The sequence below is a fragment of the Streptomyces sp. NPDC048479 genome, from assembly GCF_040651435.1.
GTDB lineage: Bacteria > Actinomycetota > Actinomycetes > Streptomycetales > Streptomycetaceae > Streptomyces.
The window spans coordinates 1-16,803 of sequence record NZ_JBEZKA010000044.1; the positions used below are offsets into that span (position 1 = coordinate 1).

Sequence of the window (16,803 nt, forward strand, 5' to 3'; positions counted from 1 at the left end):
CGGCCTGGGCATGAGCATCCGTCCGCCGCTGCTCGACGAGTCCTATGTGGACGAGGTGATTCGCGTCGAGGAGGCGGACACCATCCGCGCCTGCCATCGTCTGGCCAGAGCGGGCTTCCTGTTCGGCGGATCCACCGGCACGGTGGTCAGCGGCGCCATGGGCTGGCTGGCCCGGCACGACGCGCGCGATCTCACCGCCGTGGCCATCGCCCCGGACCTCGGCGAGCGCTACCTCGACACCATCTACCAGACCAACTGGCTGCAGGACCTGTACGGCAAGGACGTGCTCAACCCCGACAAGGTGGCCACCGGTTCCTGGGCAGCCGCCCCCACGCCACCGACGCGGTCGGGCAACCGGCCGGACCTCCAGAACGGCGACCCCAGTGGCAAGCGGCGCCATCAGCTCCAGGATCGTAAGACCTAGAAGCTCTGTCCAAGGAGGTCGGTGACGCAAGTCCCGCGTGAGGGATCTTGAAAGGGGTGCGGGCCTTCCGGCTGCCGCCACCGCCGTCGGTCCAGCCGATCGCACCGCCGGGAAAGTCGGTTGCGCTCGTGTGGTGTGTGAGCACAATCAGCGCGTGCAGATCCTGTCCTTCCCCGAAGAAGCCACTCCGTCCGAGCTCCGCGTGCAGGTGCGGGAGATCCAGGAGCAGGCGTGGCCGTCCACGCGCGTCTCGGTCACCCCTGCCGATGCGCCAACCCACGATCCTGTGCTGCGGCCGTGGTCGATGCTGCTGATGGACGAGGGCACGGTGCTGGCCGCGCTGGACATCCTGTCCAAGGAGATCGCCCATACGGGTCGGCGCTATGCCGCTGGTGGGCTGAGCACTGTGGTGACGCGCCGGGAGGCTCGTGGTCGCGGACATGGCCGCCGCCTGGTTGCGGCGGCCCGGGCGACGATGCTCACCCAGGGGCTGGACCTGGGGTTCTTCACCTGCGACCGCCCGCTCCAGGCGTTCTATGAGAGCGCGGGCTGGAACCTTCTTCCTGGGACGGTGCTCATCGGGGGAACACCGCAGGTTCCCTTCCCGAGCGACCAGCCCGGCTTCGACAAGGTCACGATGGCCGACTTCTTCTCGGCCGAGGGCAGGCAGGCCCGGGCGTCGTTCCGAAACTGCCGCATCGAGCTGCATCCAGGAGAGATCGACAAGCTCTGGTGACGCCCCGGGCAGGTCGACATGACCCTCATTGGTGCCGCACGCAGAATTTCGCAGCTCTGCCAGGGCCCTCCGGCGTTGGGTTCGGCAGACGCATCGTGATCCATCGAAGGCAAATTGACATTTCCTGCTCTGCATGGTGAGCGCCTGTTCGGGTGGTGCATCCCTGGGCACGGTCGTAGCGTCGATTCAGGAACAACCGTTGGAAGAAAGGGGCGCCATCACCACCGACGACTGCTCCTGACGGGCAGATCGCAGCGCGGGGGAGTCACGTGTACACGGAAGGCCGCGTAGGCTCGAAAAGAGGCAGCTGGGAGCCGACATGCAGAGACACAAGCTCAAGACAACGGTCATGCTGTGTGCTGCTACAGCGCTCGCAGCAGCAGTAGTACCGGCATCCGCTTCCGCAGGGTCACCTTCGCCCGCTCAGGTTGTGGCCGTCGACTGTTTCTCGAAATCACAGATACGCCCCGGCGACTTCTTGCTCGCCTGCGGGGATGGCAACAACCGCCTCATCACACTCCGATGGTCCCACTGGGGACCGACGTCGGCTGTGGGCAGCGGACGCGACGTGGTGAATGACTGTCAGCCCTACTGCGCGGCAGGCAAGTTCCGCTCCTACCCTGTCACCGTGAGGTTCGACCGCCCAGAGACCTGGCCGAAGCATCCGGAGCTGCAGCATTTCACCCGGCTGCGACTCATCTACACCGACAGCAAGCCACCGCCGGCGCAGCGGGAAATGACTTACAAACTCTGGGGCTGACGATTCCCAAGCCCCTCGGTCACCTCGGCACAACAAACGGTTCCGCGCCGGGTGAGGTCTGCGCCGGCTCACGTTCGTGCGGGGCAGCGCGCCGCCTCGTGCCGGGCGGCGGGAGCGAGGGGGCGCTCGAGCGGCCTTGGCCTCGGCCGGACTCGTTGCGGTCCCTGGCGGCCGCAGCGCTCAGCCAGTTCCGCGAGGAGCGTTCCGCGGCGAGGGTACTCGGCTGGGGAGTATGAAGGTCCCGAAGGCCCTGAAGGCCCTGAAGGCAGCCTCGGCCGGCTGAGGCACCCGAGGCCCATGCATCGCAGCCACTGATGAAGCGCGGCGCTCATCCGCACGAAGGGGCCCGGACATAAGGTCCGGGCCCCTTCGGTGTTCCGTGCTGTCAGCGCGCGCGGTCCCTGAAGAACCTCCTCCACCACGGCCTGCGCGGACCGCTGGTGGCGGGTTCGCCTGCGGCCGCGGGCAGCGTGGCGGCGGGGAGCGGCTGTGCCTGCGATGCAGCCGTGCCGGTGCCGGCGGTCTTCTCGTCGCTGGCATGCGGCCGCTGAGATTTGAATGTTGCCGGAAGGCTGTCGAGGCGGCTGGATACCAGTGACGCCGTCTCCGTCAGCTCGGGCTCAGCAACGGCGAGTTCGAGGTCGGGGACGCGTGTGAGCAGGGTGTCGATGCCGGTGTCGGAGATTGCGCGGCCGATGTCCTGCCCGGGGCATTCATGGGGCCCGCCGCTGAAAGCGAGGTGCGAACGGTTGCCGTGCACGGGGGTGGTGAGGTCGGGCCGGATCTCGGGGTCTACGTTCCCTGCGGCCAAGCCCAGCATCACCATGTCACCCTTCCTGATCTGCTGGCCTCCGAGGAGGGTGTCGCCGGTCGCCCACCGGTTGGGCACCACCGCGAGCGGCGGGGCGTCCCACATCACCTGCTCGAGGGCATCCGGCAGTGTCATCGACCCGCCGGAAAGATTCGAGCGGAACCGCCGGTCGGTCAGCACGACCCGGAGGGTGTTGCCGATCAGGTTGGTGGTGTTCTCGTGTGCGGCGACGATTGCGTGCCGCAGGTGCTCGCTCACTTCGTCATCGGTGAGCTGCGACTGGTGATGCAGCAGGGAGCTGGCGAAGTCCTTGCCGGGCTTGTCTTTCTTCCGCTTCACAAGGTCCGTCATGACGGAGACGACGAACTGGTTGCTCTGCAGCGCGGTTGGGGTGCCCTTCACCATGTCCCGGACCGCGATGCCCAGGATGAGGGCGTCCTGCTCCCGGATACCGAACTGGCGGGCCAGGACCAGGCTCGACAGCTGCTCTGCGAAGTCGGCAACCAGGTCGACCCGTCCCGTAGGGGCGAAGCCGTCGATCAGCTGATGGGTGTAGCGGACGACGTGCCGGCGGATGCCGTGACGGTTCAACTCGTCGAGGCTGTCGGTGACCGCGCTGCGGAGCCGGGCATGCTCCTCACCGTCCGCGAAGACGATCAGGCGTTGCCAGGCCGTCAGGGGCAGCAGAGGTGAGTCCGCCGTCAGCTGGACGTTCCATATGCGGGAGTCGCAGGAGAACAGCGACGGAGTACGCATCACGTCCAGATTCTCCCGGTGCCCGAGGACGAGCCAGGCTGGTACGTCTCCCGGCAGCAGGACCGGCGCCACCGGACCGTGCGCTTCGCGGAGCTTGGCGTACAGGGCACGGGGAGCGTCGCCCGCCTCCGGCCCGTACAACCGCCTCGGGCCCGTCGACCCGAGGCCGTGGGCGGGGCAGCCGGAAGGCGGCGCGGACGCGGCCGAGAAACCGTTTGATTCTGGATACGAGGTGGTCACAAGGCCTCCGGGAAGCAGCAATGACGTAAGGAGCGCAGACTGACCGGCTCGTCGACCTCGGCCACATTCGGGAGTTCGCCGCCGCCATCCCTGATCACGTCGCGCGCGCTGCCAGTTGATGGCCGGCAGGCGAGCACACCAATGGGCAGCGAGAAGCGCAGGGGGGCACACCACAAGGACGGGAGCGCTGAACACGGAACGAGGGTCTCCTCGGGGCTGAGGACGGAGCAGGAGCGCAGCGCAGCATATCCATGGTCCGCTCAGCTCTCTGCTACGGGTCTGGCATGGAACATGCCTGTGGGGACGCCCAGTTGGGGTCGCCAGGTGCGTTGCTGCCGGCCCGGTGGCGACATGGTGAAGCCCCGGGGACCGTTGCGTCGGCTGCGTCGAAGGCCAGGCTGCCCGCCTGTGCCTACACCCTGCACTCCTCGACCGGCATCATGCCAAACGCAAGCGCGAACGAAGCCTCGAGGTCGGCGCCAATTCCCCGTCGCGCCACAGGCCTCCGCGGACTGTGCGCCCAATCGAGCTCACTGAGGCAACGGCGAGAGCCCGCGCCGCATACAGCCGTAACCCTTGTTACTCCCCCAGACCCACAGGCCTCATGCCTCCCCCAGAGAAAGCGGCAAGAAGACTTCCTCACTCTGGCATCTGGCCACGAACAGACCATGATGGAGAATGGAGGACACCATGCTTGCCGGTAGCTCAGCACACTCACTCAGCACTGCTCACCTGCGACGACAGACGCTGCACGCAGCCAGCAGCGCGCTGTGATCCGCTGCCGCATTCCGAGAAGGAAGAGCACTGAGGTCGAAGTGGCGCACGCCGGACGATCGCGACTGCCGGACCACGGCAGTACACCTCCGCCTCGACACGACAGGTCGGCGCACCATACCGAGCAAAGGACTGAATAAGTGTCACTTGGGTTGCAATCGGCCAGTTCCCCGTCTGTGCCGCGTGCCCCTGGAGCCGTTCCGCTCCTCGGCCACGTCCTCCAGCTCGTACGCGATCCCTTCACCTTTTTGTCATCGCTGCGCCAGCACGGTGACGTCGTGCGGGTCAACCTCGGCACGTTGCCTGTCTACTTCGTCACCTCTGCCGACCTGGCACAGGAAGTGATGGTCAGACAGGCGCGCAGGTTCGAGAAGGGCCGCTTCTTCGACCAGCTGAAACCCCTGGTCGGCAACGGCATCGCCACCGCCAGCGGCGAAGTGCACCACAGGAACCGGCGACTGCTGCAACCCATGTTCACCAAGGAACGGATCGCCGACTACTCCGACATCATGAGCCGGAATGCGCGCGCTCTCGCCGACGCCTGGCAACCGGGCCAGACGGTAGACCTGGAACTGGCGATGGCCGAGTACAGCATCGAGACGCTGGCCGAGACCCTGTTCTCGACCGACATCGGACGCCCGGCGGTGAAGGCCGTACGCGACAACCTCCCCGTCGTACTGGCGAACCTCCTCAAACGCGCCATGTCCCCCAAGGCCCTGGACCGGCTGCCCATCCGGGCCAACCGGGAGTTCGACGCCGCCGCAGCCAGCCTGAAGAGCGTCATCGACGACGTGATCGCCGCAGCACGCCGCGAAGGCGCCTCCGACCGTCACGACCTGCTGTCCCTCCTCCTCAAAGAGAAGGCCCTGTCCGACACCGAAGTCCGGGACGAGCTCAGCACGATCCTCTTCGCCGGTGCGGAGACCACCGCGGCCGCTCTCGCCTGGACCTTCCATGAACTGGCCTCCCACCCCGACGTCGAGAGGAAGATCGTCGAGGAGATCCACGAAGTCGTCGGAGACCGGCAGGTAACCATCCAGGACATACCGAAGCTCACAGGTATACGCCGCGCACTGGACGAAGCTGTGCGCCTCCACGGCGTCACGATCCTGATGCGCCGAACCACGACGGAGGTGGAGCTCGGCGGTGTCACCCTCCCGGCAGGCACGGAGGTCGCATTCAGCCTGTACGCCATTCACCGCGATCCCGACGTCTTCGACGACGCCGACACCTTTAGCCCCGACCGGTGGCTGCCCGAGAACCGGGACAACATCCCCCGCGGAGCGTTCACCCCCTTCGGCGGGGGCAACCACAAATGCATCGGCGAACAGTACGCCTGGACCGAGGCAACCATCGCCCTCGCGACGCTGCTCTCCGAGTGGCAGTTCACGCCGGTTCCCGGACACACGCCCAAGGAAGTGGCCTCAGCCGTGGCCCATGCCGACAGCATTCCGATGACCGTCACCCGGCGTGCTCGAGACACGTCTCGGTGATCGGCCCCATGGCCAACGCTTCCGTACCTGCGGAAGAATGCTTGCGTTGTCCGTGATCGCCCTGCTCGCAGGTGCCGACGGCCGGGCGCGAACCGGTTCTGTCCTGTGCCTGCTTCAGCACTGTGGAGGATCATGAGCCCGCTCAGCATCGCCCTCGTCGGGATGCTCGAAGTCCTGGTCATGGCCGTAGTTGTGGAAGCCCCGGCCATCATTCGAGCGATCGGCGTGTTCGTTCTCCTGCGTCCGATCACCCCCCGCCGCGACCTGTAAAGACGCTACGGCACTGCTCGATCCAGGGCGTCCGGAACCATCTCGGATCCGGACGCCCCTTTGCGTAAGTGCCCTCCGAGCAGGGGGCGTTGGCGAAGGAATTCGATACCCTGCGCAATCGGAGGTTGGCTGTCGGTGTGCCCGAGGAGCAGAGCCCGTGTTCCTGCGCAGCCACGACTGTGGCAGCTCATCCCGTCATCAACTGCAGGAGTCTGGTCCGCCTCACTGATCTGACCGGTCGCGGCCAGTGGAATCGTCATACCAGGGCGATACCTTGCCGCCATGGCTGACATCTACGAGCTCTCAATCGTCCTCAACCTGGCGGAGAATCTCCTGGACGAGGAGGTCGCAGAGCTTCGGTGGCATCTCGGGCTGGGCCCCAAGCCGGAGAAGCTCCACATCGTGCCTGCGTTTCCGGTCGTTGTAGAGGACGACCGCGGCGAACTCGTCACCGAGGACCATCCTGTGCCTCTGCTGGGCCGCCACGGCGAGGCCTGGAAGGTGGACGGAGCACTCGTCTCGGTGCTGCTGCAACCGGAGGACGCCCGTTATGGGGCATGGGCCGTAACCATTCGACAGGAGATTCACCCCGACGAATTCGACCGCATTGGTGAACTGCTCAGCTGGTTGGCTACCAAAGCCGATGACCGTCACCGTCCCTCCACCAGTACGGTCCACCTGGGCTGGACCAGGTTCTGCGAGTCCGACCGATTTGAGTCCCTGACGGTTCGGTACGGCAAGGTCGTGTGGCCGTAGACTCCTGGCTTCGCCCCAACGCTGAACAGCAAACTGGGAAAGGATCACCGCGAGTGCGGGAAACGATCACTGCAGACTTTCGTCACCCAGAGCGACGTATTCTTCTTCTTCCTCCCGCAGGGATCCCTGCCTGGGCGTTAGGCACAGCCAGGCATTCGGCTGGACGCCCGCAACCGGCGACACCCCGATTCATGGATGGAGGCACAACCCCGAAGCTCTCGGTCATGCCTCCACGGTGCCCCGAAGCGAGATCAGGCGGGACCAGGGGTGTACCGGCTCGCTCCGGGCGGAACACTGGACTGGCCCAGAGGCGCCGTTCGGGAGACGGGCACCAGATCCCACCACCAGGAGATCGAGGGGATGTCCAGCGGGTCGGTGCTGTCGTCGGTCGGACTGTCGGTGAACGACGAGGGAAGGGCGGCCGGGTCGTCGGGCGTGGTGTAGCGCAGGGAGCTGATGCTCCAGTCCTGGGTCGCCCGAATGAACGAGGAGAGGCCGCGCAGATACTTCCGCACCTGCGGGCTGCCCTCGTCATCCAACTTCGCACGCAGGCTCAGGAAGAGACACATCACGCGGTCGCGCTGGGCTATCGCCTTGGTCAGCGCCTCGTCCGGACTCAGCGCGTACTCGTGCTCCAGCACCCGAATGACGTTCAGGTAGTAGCCCGTCCCGCGGCTTTCCTTGTGGTGTGAGTAGATGTCGTTGTCCCACGTGGTGATGAACGAGGTCATCTCGGAGGCGGCCCGCACCGCATTGCTGTCCCGTTCATAGGGCTGGAGTTCAAATCCGTGCCCCATCTCCAAAAACGGCTGCACCACGGAGGTCGCGCCGTCGTAGAGGCGCATCAAGGTGTAGTCGTTCAGATTGGGAACCCGGCTCGCGGCGCGGTGCTCCGCCTCCCACACCACGGCGAAGAAGTACTCGCGCAGGGTGTCCACCCACCGCCCGGCCTGCAGGGCGGTTCCGCAACGGGCCACCCGCAGCGTCAGATCACGCAGCCCCTCGGCGAGGGGGTCGTCCGTGAGCATGGGCGACTCGGGGTTCTGCGCAATGCGCAGCAGACGGTGCAGCGCCGCCGCCAACTCGCCCGGTTTGTCGCCCAGATCGCCTTCCTCGCAGTAGCCGTCGTCCACGCCGAAGAGCCATATGACGAAGTCGGAGAGAAGCGCGACGACTTCTTCCTGCCCCTCAGGAAGGATTCGAGCGGCGAACACGCCGATGTCCTGGGTGACGAGGCGGCGGCGCCACTCCTGCGATCCGATACCGAATGTGTCGGCCCAGACTGCCGTCCGTGCATCGATGGCTGCGTAGCTCGGGTGCACGGCGGACGGGATGGGAGCGTACATCGGCGGAACTGCCAGTGCGTGAGTCACTCTTGATTCCCTCTCAGTTGTCGGCGCGCGAGCACTCAGCGTGGCATTCACGGACCATGGCCGAAACCACACGCTGAGTGATCAACTAAGGCGCATCGTACTGACGGGAAGTCAGCCCTCCAAGACCCCCTTCCCACGGAGGAAGCCGATCGCCGCCCGTGCCGCCCGCACCGTCGCCGGCGGGATCTCCCCGCAGGAGCCGGGCTCGTCGAGTGCGCGGTGACGCGGTCGGGCGCGAGGCTGTCGTGCCGTGCCCGGGCGTTGGCGATGAAGATCCCCAGGGTGATGTGATGGTCTGGCCGTCCACGGTTTCGCGATGCCCGCGGGGTACGTCCAAGTGCCCCTCGCGCTGGCGGTATTGGCGGACGGCGGCGAGGTTGAGCACCCATTTCTCGGCGCGGCTCAGTCGGGCTTGGCGCCGGCCGGCCGGGACGGCCGGACCGATGCCCAGGACGCTGCGCAGCATCCAGTGCTGGGCGACGCTGAGTGTGTCCCAGCTGTCTGGGACTGACAATTACCAAGTCCCTCCGGTCACCGCTGCACAACAAACAGTTCCGCGCCGGGTGAGGCCCGCGCCGGCTCACGTTCGGGGCAGCGCGCCTCGTGCCGGGCGGCGGCAGCGAGGGGGCGCTCGTAGGGTGACGTGCGTGATGGTTCGCGAGGGCGCAGTGAACGCAGGCGGTGGTTGGCGACCGGGCTATCCGGCTGCGGCAGCGGTGTTCGCCATCGGGATGGCCGGGACCACCCTGCCGACACCGCTGTACGGGCTCTACCAGGAACAGATCGGCTTCTCCGAGCTGATGGTGACCGTTATCTTCGCCGTGTATGCCGTCGCGGTCATCACCGTGCTGCTGGTGGCGGGCAACTACTCCGACGAGGTCGGCCGAAGACCTGTGCTCCTGTGCGCCATGGCTCTGTCGGCCGCGAGTGCTGGATGCTTCCTCCTGCAGAGCGGTCTGCCTCTGCTCTTCGCGGGGCGGCTGCTGTCCGGCTGCGCGGCCGGCCTGCTGAGCGGCGCGGCGACAGCGGCCGTCATCGAGCTGGCCGGTCCTGGACAGAAGGCGCGGGCCGGGTTTGCCGCCACCGCGGCGAACATGGGTGGTCTGGGCTGCGGGCCACTGCTCTCCGGCCTCCTCGCGCAGTACACACCCTGGCCGCTGATGTTGCCGTTCTGGGTCCACCTGGGGCTGGTGGCTGCGGCCAGTGGGATCACCTGGTTCCTGCCGGAGACCGTGGCGGAGCCGAAGCGATGGCCGCAGCTGAAGCCGCAGGGAGTCACCGTGCCGCCGGAGGTGAAGGGCGTGTTCGCGCCCGCCGCGCTGGCGGCGTTCGCCGGCTTCGCGCTTCTCGGGCTGTTCACGGCGGTCGCGCCGAGCTTTGCCTCGCAGACGCTGGGTGTGCACAACCTGGCCGTTTCGGGCGCGGTGGTGTTCTCCGTGTTCCTCGGTTCGACCGTCGGGCAGTCCCTGACACAACGGATCGGCGCGCGCCTCGCGCTCCCCGTGGGGTGCGGCATCCTCGTTGTGGGCCTGCTGTTCGTGGCGTCATCACTGATCGCCGAATCCATGCTTCTGCTGGTCCTGGGCGCCCTGTGCGGTGGCACCGGCCAGGGACTGGCCTTTCGCGCGGCACTCACCCTGGTCAGCGGCGCGGCCCCGGCACAGCAACGAGGCGGCACCATTTCGGCGTTCTTCGTCGTCGCCTACACCGGGATCTCGGTGCCGGTGGTCGGTGTCGGCGCCATGGCCACATGGCTCGGGCTGCGCCAAGCCGGGCTGATTTTCACGGGCTGCGTGATGCTGCTGGCGGCGGGCGCGGGAACATACGCTGCGCGCAGGCCGCCGACGGGGGTGTAGCCGGGCGCCCGTGAGGGCCGCGCTTCTTGGCGGTCCCGGAGCAGCACTGTGCATCGGTCCACGGGACCGATCGGCGACGGCCATCCGTGAGATGTGTTGCGGGAGAGAGGCCGTCGCCCACGGTTGCGGTTGGTCCTGAAGGCCTGTTCGACCGCCATCACCCCTGCCCACCCGACGAGTTCGGCGGATCGGCCGAGCCATCAGGTCATCCGTCCCGGACTATTGACTCCGAGTGTGATAGTCGCGATTCTCGTCGCACCGCTTACACGGGCCATGACAACCCACCCCAGGGACGGACGTGACCCCGGACGGCATCGGCTCCTCACCCCCCACCATCCGCTTACCGAAGGCATGAGTGATGCCCATGACTCGACACTCGCACCGCAAACGCAGGCCCATCGCGGTTCTGTCGCTGCTCCTCACCGTGGTGGCCATGGTCCTCGGCACAGCGCCCAGTTCCTCGGCCGAGTCCGGCTGGTGGACCCCGGCCGCGCGGCCCGCGCCCGACTCCCAGATCAATGTCACGGGCGAGCCCTTCAAAGGGACCGACTCCCAGGGACAGGTACGGGGCTTCGTCGACGCACACAACCACCTGATGTCCAACGAGGCCTTCGGCGGCCGGCTCATCTGCGGCAAACCGTTCTCCGAACTGGGGATCGCGGACGCGCTCAAGGACTGCCCCGAGCACTACCCCGACGGCTCGCTCGCGATCTTCGACTTCATCACCAAAGGTGGCGATGGCAAGCACGACCCCAACGGATGGCCGACGTTCAAGGACTGGCCGGCCCATGACTCGTTGACCCACCAGCAGAACTACTACGCCTGGATCGAGCGGGCCTGGCGCGGCGGCCAGCGAGTGCTCGTCAACGACCTCGTCACCAACGGCGTGATCTGCTCGGTCTACTTCTTCAAGGACCGCAGCTGCGACGAGATGACCTCCATCCGCCTGCAGGCGCAGAAGACGTACGACATGCAGGCCTACATCGACAAGATGTACGGCGGCCCGGGCAAGGGCTGGTTCAGGATCGTCACCGACACCGCGCAGGCCCGCCAGGTCATCCAGCAGGGCAAGCTTGCCGTCGTTCTGGGGGTGGAGACCTCAGAGCCGTTCGGATGCAAGCAGATACTGGACATCGCGCAGTGCGGCAAGGACGACATCGACCGCGGTCTGGACGAGCTGTACAAGCTGGGCGTACGCAGCATGTTCCTGTGTCACAAATTCGACAACGCCCTGTGCGGGGTCCGTTTCGACGAGGGCACCCTCGGCACGGCGATCAACGTCGGCCAGTTCCTGTCGACCGGCACCTTCTGGAAGACGGAGAAGTGCAAAGGCCCGCAGCACGACAACCCCATCGGCATCGCGTCGGCGCCCGAGGCGGAGAAGGAACTTCCGCAGGGCGTGAAGGTCCCGTCGTACGCCGCGGACGCACAGTGCAACACCCGCGGTCTCACCGAGCTCGGTGAGTACGCCGTGCGCGGCATGATGAAACGCAAGATGATGCTGGAGATCGACCATATGAGCGTCAAGGCCGCGGGCCGGGCCCTGGACGTCTTCGAGTCCGAGTCGTACCCCGGCGTGATCTCCTCGCACAGCTGGATGGACCTCAACTGGACCGAGCGGGTCTACGGTCTCGGCGGCTTCATCGCCCAGTACATGCACGGCGCCGAGGGGTTCACCGCAGAGGCGAACCGGACGAAGGCGCTGCGCGACAAGTACCACGTCGGCTACGGCTACGGCACCGACATGAACGGTGTCGGCGGCTGGCCGGGGCCCCGCGGTGCGGACACCCCGAACCCAGTGCGGTACCCCTTCCGCAGCGCCGACGGAAGCGCCGTCATCGACAAGCAGACCACCGGCGAGCGCACCTGGGACATCAACACCGACGGCGCCGCGCACTACGGTCTGGTCCCGGACTGGCTGGAGGACATACGGATCGTCGGCGGCAAGGGTGTAGTGGACGACCTCTTCCGTGGCGCCGAGTCCTACCTCGACACCTGGAAGGCGTCCGAGAACCACAAGGCCGGGGTGAACCTTGCCGCAGGCTCGTCCGCCTCGGCCAGTTCGTCGGAGTGGAGCCTGTTCACGAGTTACGCACCCGACAGGGCCGTGGACGGCAACGCGGACACCCGCTGGGCGAGCGACTGGAGCGACGACCAGTGGCTCCGGTTCGACCTCGGGGCACCGAGCCTGATCAAGCGCGTCACCCTCAACTGGGAGCGCGCCTATGGGAAGGCGTACCGTATCGAGGTCTCCACCGACGGCACGAACTGGCAGTCCGTATGGTCCACGACCGCCGGCGACGGCGGCCTGGACACGGCACAGTTCACCGGAACGACAGCCCGCTACGTACGCATCCACGGGCTGGAGCGCGGCACCAACTGGGGCTACTCCCTCCACGAAGTCGGCGTCTACAGCAGCTGACGACACCGATGGAGTGCCCAGGGCCGGGGCCGGCCGGATCAGCTCTCCTGATCCGGCCGGCCCCGGCCGCGTGCCTCGCCGCGTCACAAGACCGAAGGGAACCACATGGCACGGATGCCGTCGGCCGAGCGGCGTCGACAGCTGATCGAGGCAGCGATCCGCGCGATGACGCGCGACGGTGTCTCCAGGACGACGACCCGGTCCATCGCCGCCGAGGCGGGCGTCTCGCTGAGCGTCTTCCACTACTGCTTCGACTCCAAGCAGGCCCTGCTCGAGTCAGTCATCGCGGCGATCACCGATCACTACGTCACGGTGGTGAAGGAGGCGATCCGGCCGAAGGCCACCCTTCGGGAGACCATCCGGGCGGGATTCCATGCCTACTGGGAGCATGTGTCCGCCAACCCCGGGGAGCACATGCTCACTTACGAACTCACGCAGTACGCCCTGCGTCAGCCGGGATTCGAACATCTGGCGCGGCGGCAGTACGAGCTGTACTCCGACACCTACACCGAACTCATCGAACAGCTCCGCCACAGCATGAAGTTCGAACTCCGCGTACCCGTCCCCGTGTTGGCCCGCTATCTGGCCGTCATGACCGACGGACTCACCCTGAACTTCCTCGTTCTCGGCGATGACACAGCCGCGGCGGGCATCCTCGACATGATCGCCGACCAAGTCGTCGACCTCGTCCGCGAGGAAGTCCGACCGGCCGCCCCCGGGGCCGTTTCACCACCGCGCCCCACCTGAATCGACTCATACGTCTTGCACTCTGAGCACCACCACCCTGCCCAGCACCAGCTGTCCGTCAACTCGATCGCGCAGCGGGGCCGCTCGTGTCCACTGGTCACGATGTGCCTTCGGCCGGAAGCTCCAGGCGGAGTTCGTAGCCGCCGTCGGCCGTCGGGCCGAAGGTGACAGTGCCACCGAGAAGCGCGGCGCGCTGCCCCAGGCCGACCAGGCCGTAGTGCGCGCTGGGCAGAGGGAGAGCGGGCCGGGTCGGTGCGGTATTGGTGACCGTGACATGGACGGCGTCGCCCTCGTGGCCCATGCGAACACTCGCGGTTGCGCCGGGGGCGTGCTTGCGTACGTTGGTCAGCGCTTCCTGGACGGTGCGGTAGATGGCGCGCTGGACGGTCGGCGGAAGGCCGTCGGGCAGATCCGTCTGCAGCTCGGCCTCGATGCCGCTGCTGTCGACCAGTTGCTGGAGGTCGGCCAGGGACGGCTGCGGGGTGAGCTCAGTGGGGCGGCCCCCGGAGGCGCGCAGGACGCTGACCATGTGCCGCAGTTCGTCCAGGGTCTGTACGCTCAGCCGCCGGATCGTGGCTGCGGCCTCTTTGACTTCGGCGTCCCGGGTGCCGACCTGGAGCGCTCCGGCCCGCACCGCAATCAGGCTGACCTGGTGAGAGACCACGTCATGCATCTCCCGGGCGAGCTGCGCGCGCTCCTTGGCCAGCACCGTCTGGGCGGTCAGCAGCCGCTCGTGGTCACGCGCCTCGGAGATTTCGGCGAGCCTCAGTGACAGATCACGCCGGGTCTGGACGAGCTGGCCGAGGAAGACGGGAGCGGCCGCCGTCGCCGCGGTGTAGCCCAGCGTGATCCAGGTCGAGGTGTTCGACAGGTCGAAGTTCGGTGACGGCCACGAGGAAATGTCGCCGATCGTGAACGCCATGGCGCAGATGACCAGCAGGGTGCGGCTTCGGGTGAGCGAGGCGAGTGTGTACAGCGCGGCCAGCGCGGCGAAGGTCGCGTCGGAGAGCAGGACGGCGGGCAGGGTGAGCAGGAAGGTGAGCAGCGGCAGGCGATGGCGCAAGAGAAGCGAGAAGGCGGCGGCCAGGGCGCAGGCCAGGCGTAGCGGCTCGTCGATGTGGACATTGACCCAGACATCGAGCAGCGCGGCCGCGACGAGGGCGGCGTCCAGCAGCGGGGTGGTCACGCGGCGGGGGATCATCCCCCCTCCTGCTCCCGCGGCGGCTTGAGAAGGCCGGCCCGTTCGGCGAGCAGTGCGGCCTGGACGCGGCCGCCCACCTCCAGCTTGGTGAGGATGGCGCTCACATGGTCCTTGACCGTGCCGGTGCTCAGGTGCATCCGCGTGGCGATGTCGGTGTTGGACAGTCCCTCGGCGATGAGGACGAGTACGGCGCGCTCGCGGTCGGTCAGCCGGTCAAGGCTGTGGGGGGCGGGTTCCTGGGAGCCGGCCTCGAGGTAGCCGTCCACGACCGTCCGGGTGACCTTGGACGACAGTACGGTGCCGCCGTCGGCCAGGGTCCGCACCAGGAACGGCAGTTCCTCGGGGTCGGTGTCCTTGAGCAGGAAGCCGGCGGCGCCCGAGCGAAGTGCCGTTGCCACGTACTCATCCATGTCGAACGTCGTGAGCATGGCCACCACCGGAGGGCGCGGCAGCCGACGGAGGGCGGCCAGAACGGTGAGTCCGTCGACGTCCGGCATCCGGACGTCCAGCAGCACGAGGTCGGGACGTATCCGCTGCGCCGTCCGGACCGCCTGGCCGCCAGGAACCGTCGCCACGACCTCGATGCCGTCCGCCGCGTCGAGGATGTGCTGAAAGCCCGTACGAATCAGGGCCTCGTCGTCGACCACCATTACCCGGATCACACGTGCTCCACTCGCCATCGGACCACTGTCCGATTCGTACCATGCCGAGGGACGCCCTGCGGGTGCCCGACACCGAATCCGGCCAGGCGGCAGGGGTGCGCCAGCCAGTCGGCGGGGGCGGTCCGGACACCTGCCGGATGGTTATGACCGGGAGCTTCTCCGACTCTTGAGGACATGACGCACGATGTAGCGGCGTCCGCGGCGGCACCCGCGGCCGAGGCAGGCCGCTCCCCCTTCCTCAAGCCGTCAACAGGGCGGCTGATCGGCCTCGACCTGGCGCGCGGTCTGGCGATCCTCGGCATGTACGCGGCCCACGTCGGTCCCGAGCCGTCAGTGGGCGGCCCGCTGGGCTGGGTGATGGAGGTGGCCCGTGGCCGGTCCGCTGCCCTGTTCGCTCTGCTTGCCGGGTTCTCCCTGGTCCTTCTCACCGGGCGGCCGCAGCCGCGGACCGGGCGTGCGGGGCGGCAGGCGGTGGGCAGGGTACTGATCCGCTCCGCCGTCCTGATCGTCCTGGGATACGCCTTGACCGCACTGGACACCCCGGTCGACGTGATCCTTGCCTGCTACGGACTGCTCTTCGTCCTCGCCCTTCCGCTGTACCGGCTGCGGGCGGTCACTCTGGCCGTCATCGCCGCGTCGACCGCGCTCGTCATGCCCCAGGTCCTGTACCCGCTTCGGGCTGCGGCCGAAGGCGGAAGCTGGACCGATACCGTCATCGCCCACGATCCGCTGGCCCGCATCACCGGCTCGGACGGAATCGTCGGGCTGTTCATCACCGGCGAGTACCCGGTATTGACCTGGCTGCCCTTCATCATCGCCGGAATGGCGGTGGCCCGGCTCGACCTCAACCGGCCCGACATCCGCGTCAATGTCGCCCTCTCCGGCGGCGCGCTGGCCGTACTCGGCTACGGAGGCTCATGGCTGGCCCTGCATCTGGTCCCGGGCGCGCAGGCCACCGTGAGCGCGACCACGGACGGCGGGTCGGCCGGATCGGCCTGGTGGTCCGACACCGTCGGCGACCCCACCACCAGCACTCCTGACTGGCTGCTCGTTGCCGCGCCGCACAGCCAGACGACATGGTCCATCCTGGGCAACACCGGCGTCGCCCTCGTGGTCCTGGCAGCCTGCCTCATCGCCACGGACCGGTCGACGCGCCTGTGGTGGCTGGCCCCGCCCGTCATCGCCCTCGGCTCGATGTCCCTGACCGCTTACGTCGGCCACATCCTCGCCATCAAGGCCCTGGGCACCGACGACCTGCCGGACTCCGCTGCCCTACCAGTCCTCCTCGGCTTCGTCGCAGCCGCCATGCTGCTGGCCCTCATCTGGACCCGGTTCTTCCGGCGCGGACCACTCGAATACATGCTGCACGCCGCCACCACACCCGCCCGCCTCATCAACTGACCGGCGGCGGACAACGAAACCTCCAAGAGCCTCTACCGGACACAACCTCCACCGACCCCCTCGGTCCCAGGTTTTCGAAGGTCTCACAGCCATCCGGCGTCATGCCGGGCGATGAAGGAGG

13 protein-coding genes and 1 pseudogene are annotated in these 16,803 nt (G+C 67.4%); 10 read left to right on the top strand and 4 right to left on the bottom strand.

Features of this window, described 5'->3' with window-relative positions; genetic code table 11:
• The 3 genes and pseudogenes from AB0D12_RS37540 to AB0D12_RS37550 all read left to right on the top strand — a co-directional run.
• Positions 1–424: pseudogene (locus AB0D12_RS37540) on the top strand (2,3-diaminopropionate biosynthesis protein SbnA); the annotation flags it as partial.
• A gap of 154 nt (positions 425–578) precedes the next feature.
• Entirely contained in the window at positions 579–1,160 is a 582-nt protein-coding gene (locus AB0D12_RS37545) for a GNAT family N-acetyltransferase (RefSeq protein ID WP_362693509.1), read from the top strand.
• A gap of 628 nt (positions 1,161–1,788) precedes the next feature.
• Positions 1,789–1,920: a hypothetical protein gene (locus tag AB0D12_RS37550; RefSeq protein ID WP_362693512.1), complete on the top strand. Its 132-nt coding sequence runs from the start codon at positions 1,789–1,791 to the stop codon at positions 1,918–1,920.
• 385 nt (positions 1,921–2,305) lie between these two features.
• Here AB0D12_RS37550 and AB0D12_RS37555 read toward each other — a convergent pair whose 3' ends face one another.
• Positions 2,306–3,727, bottom strand: a complete 1,422-nt coding sequence (locus AB0D12_RS37555; protein ID WP_362693515.1) for a cytochrome P450 — start codon at positions 3,725–3,727, stop codon at positions 2,306–2,308.
• A 950-nt stretch (positions 3,728–4,677) separates the two neighbouring features.
• Here AB0D12_RS37555 and AB0D12_RS37560 point away from each other — a divergent pair.
• The 3 genes from AB0D12_RS37560 (at position 4,678) to AB0D12_RS37570 (ending at position 7,020) form a co-directional block, all read left to right on the top strand.
• Entirely contained in the window at positions 4,678–5,994 is a 1,317-nt protein-coding gene (locus AB0D12_RS37560) for a cytochrome P450 (RefSeq protein WP_362693518.1), read from the top strand.
• Positions 5,995–6,126: 132 nt separating this feature from the next.
• Complete coding sequence (locus AB0D12_RS37565) at positions 6,127–6,264, top strand: hypothetical protein (RefSeq protein ID WP_362693521.1); 138 nt, start codon at positions 6,127–6,129, stop codon at positions 6,262–6,264.
• A 282-nt stretch (positions 6,265–6,546) separates the two neighbouring features.
• Entirely contained in the window at positions 6,547–7,020 is a 474-nt protein-coding gene (locus tag AB0D12_RS37570) for a hypothetical protein (protein WP_362693524.1), read from the top strand.
• Between the two features lie 251 nt (positions 7,021–7,271).
• Here the strand turns inward: AB0D12_RS37570 and AB0D12_RS37575 are convergent, their stop codons facing one another.
• Entirely contained in the window at positions 7,272–8,393 is a 1,122-nt protein-coding gene (locus AB0D12_RS37575; protein ID WP_362693526.1) for a selina-4(15),7(11)-diene synthase, read from the bottom strand.
• Between the two features lie 650 nt (positions 8,394–9,043).
• On the opposite strand from AB0D12_RS37575, the gene AB0D12_RS37580 reads away from it, so the two are divergent.
• The 3 genes from AB0D12_RS37580 (at position 9,044) to AB0D12_RS37590 (ending at position 13,418) form a co-directional block, all read left to right on the top strand.
• On the top strand, positions 9,044–10,249 hold the full coding sequence (locus tag AB0D12_RS37580; RefSeq protein ID WP_362693596.1) for an MFS transporter: 1,206 nt from the start codon (positions 9,044–9,046) through the stop codon (positions 10,247–10,249).
• 364 nt (positions 10,250–10,613) lie between these two features.
• Complete coding sequence (locus AB0D12_RS37585) at positions 10,614–12,671, top strand: discoidin domain-containing protein (RefSeq protein ID WP_362693529.1); 2,058 nt, start codon at positions 10,614–10,616, stop codon at positions 12,669–12,671.
• A gap of 105 nt (positions 12,672–12,776) precedes the next feature.
• The gene (locus tag AB0D12_RS37590) at positions 12,777–13,418 is read left to right on the top strand and encodes a TetR family transcriptional regulator (RefSeq protein ID WP_362693532.1); all 642 of its coding nucleotides are present in this window, start codon (positions 12,777–12,779) and stop codon (positions 13,416–13,418) included.
• A gap of 97 nt (positions 13,419–13,515) precedes the next feature.
• Here the strand turns inward: AB0D12_RS37590 and AB0D12_RS37595 are convergent, their stop codons facing one another.
• Together AB0D12_RS37595 and AB0D12_RS37600 are read right to left on the bottom strand one after the other, a co-directional pair.
• Entirely contained in the window at positions 13,516–14,619 is a 1,104-nt protein-coding gene (locus AB0D12_RS37595; protein WP_362693535.1) for a histidine kinase, read from the bottom strand.
• Positions 14,616–15,281, bottom strand: a complete 666-nt coding sequence (locus AB0D12_RS37600; protein WP_362693599.1) for a response regulator transcription factor — start codon at positions 15,279–15,281, stop codon at positions 14,616–14,618. Before AB0D12_RS37600 ends, AB0D12_RS37595 begins: the two co-directional genes overlap by 4 nt.
• Positions 15,282–15,455: 174 nt before the next feature.
• On the opposite strand from AB0D12_RS37600, the gene AB0D12_RS37605 reads away from it, so the two are divergent.
• Positions 15,456–16,682 carry a DUF418 domain-containing protein gene (locus tag AB0D12_RS37605; RefSeq protein WP_362693538.1) on the top strand — a complete coding sequence of 409 codons (1,227 nt, stop codon included), beginning with the start codon at positions 15,456–15,458 and terminating at the stop codon, positions 16,680–16,682.
• The last annotated feature ends 121 nt before the right edge of the window (positions 16,683–16,803 follow it).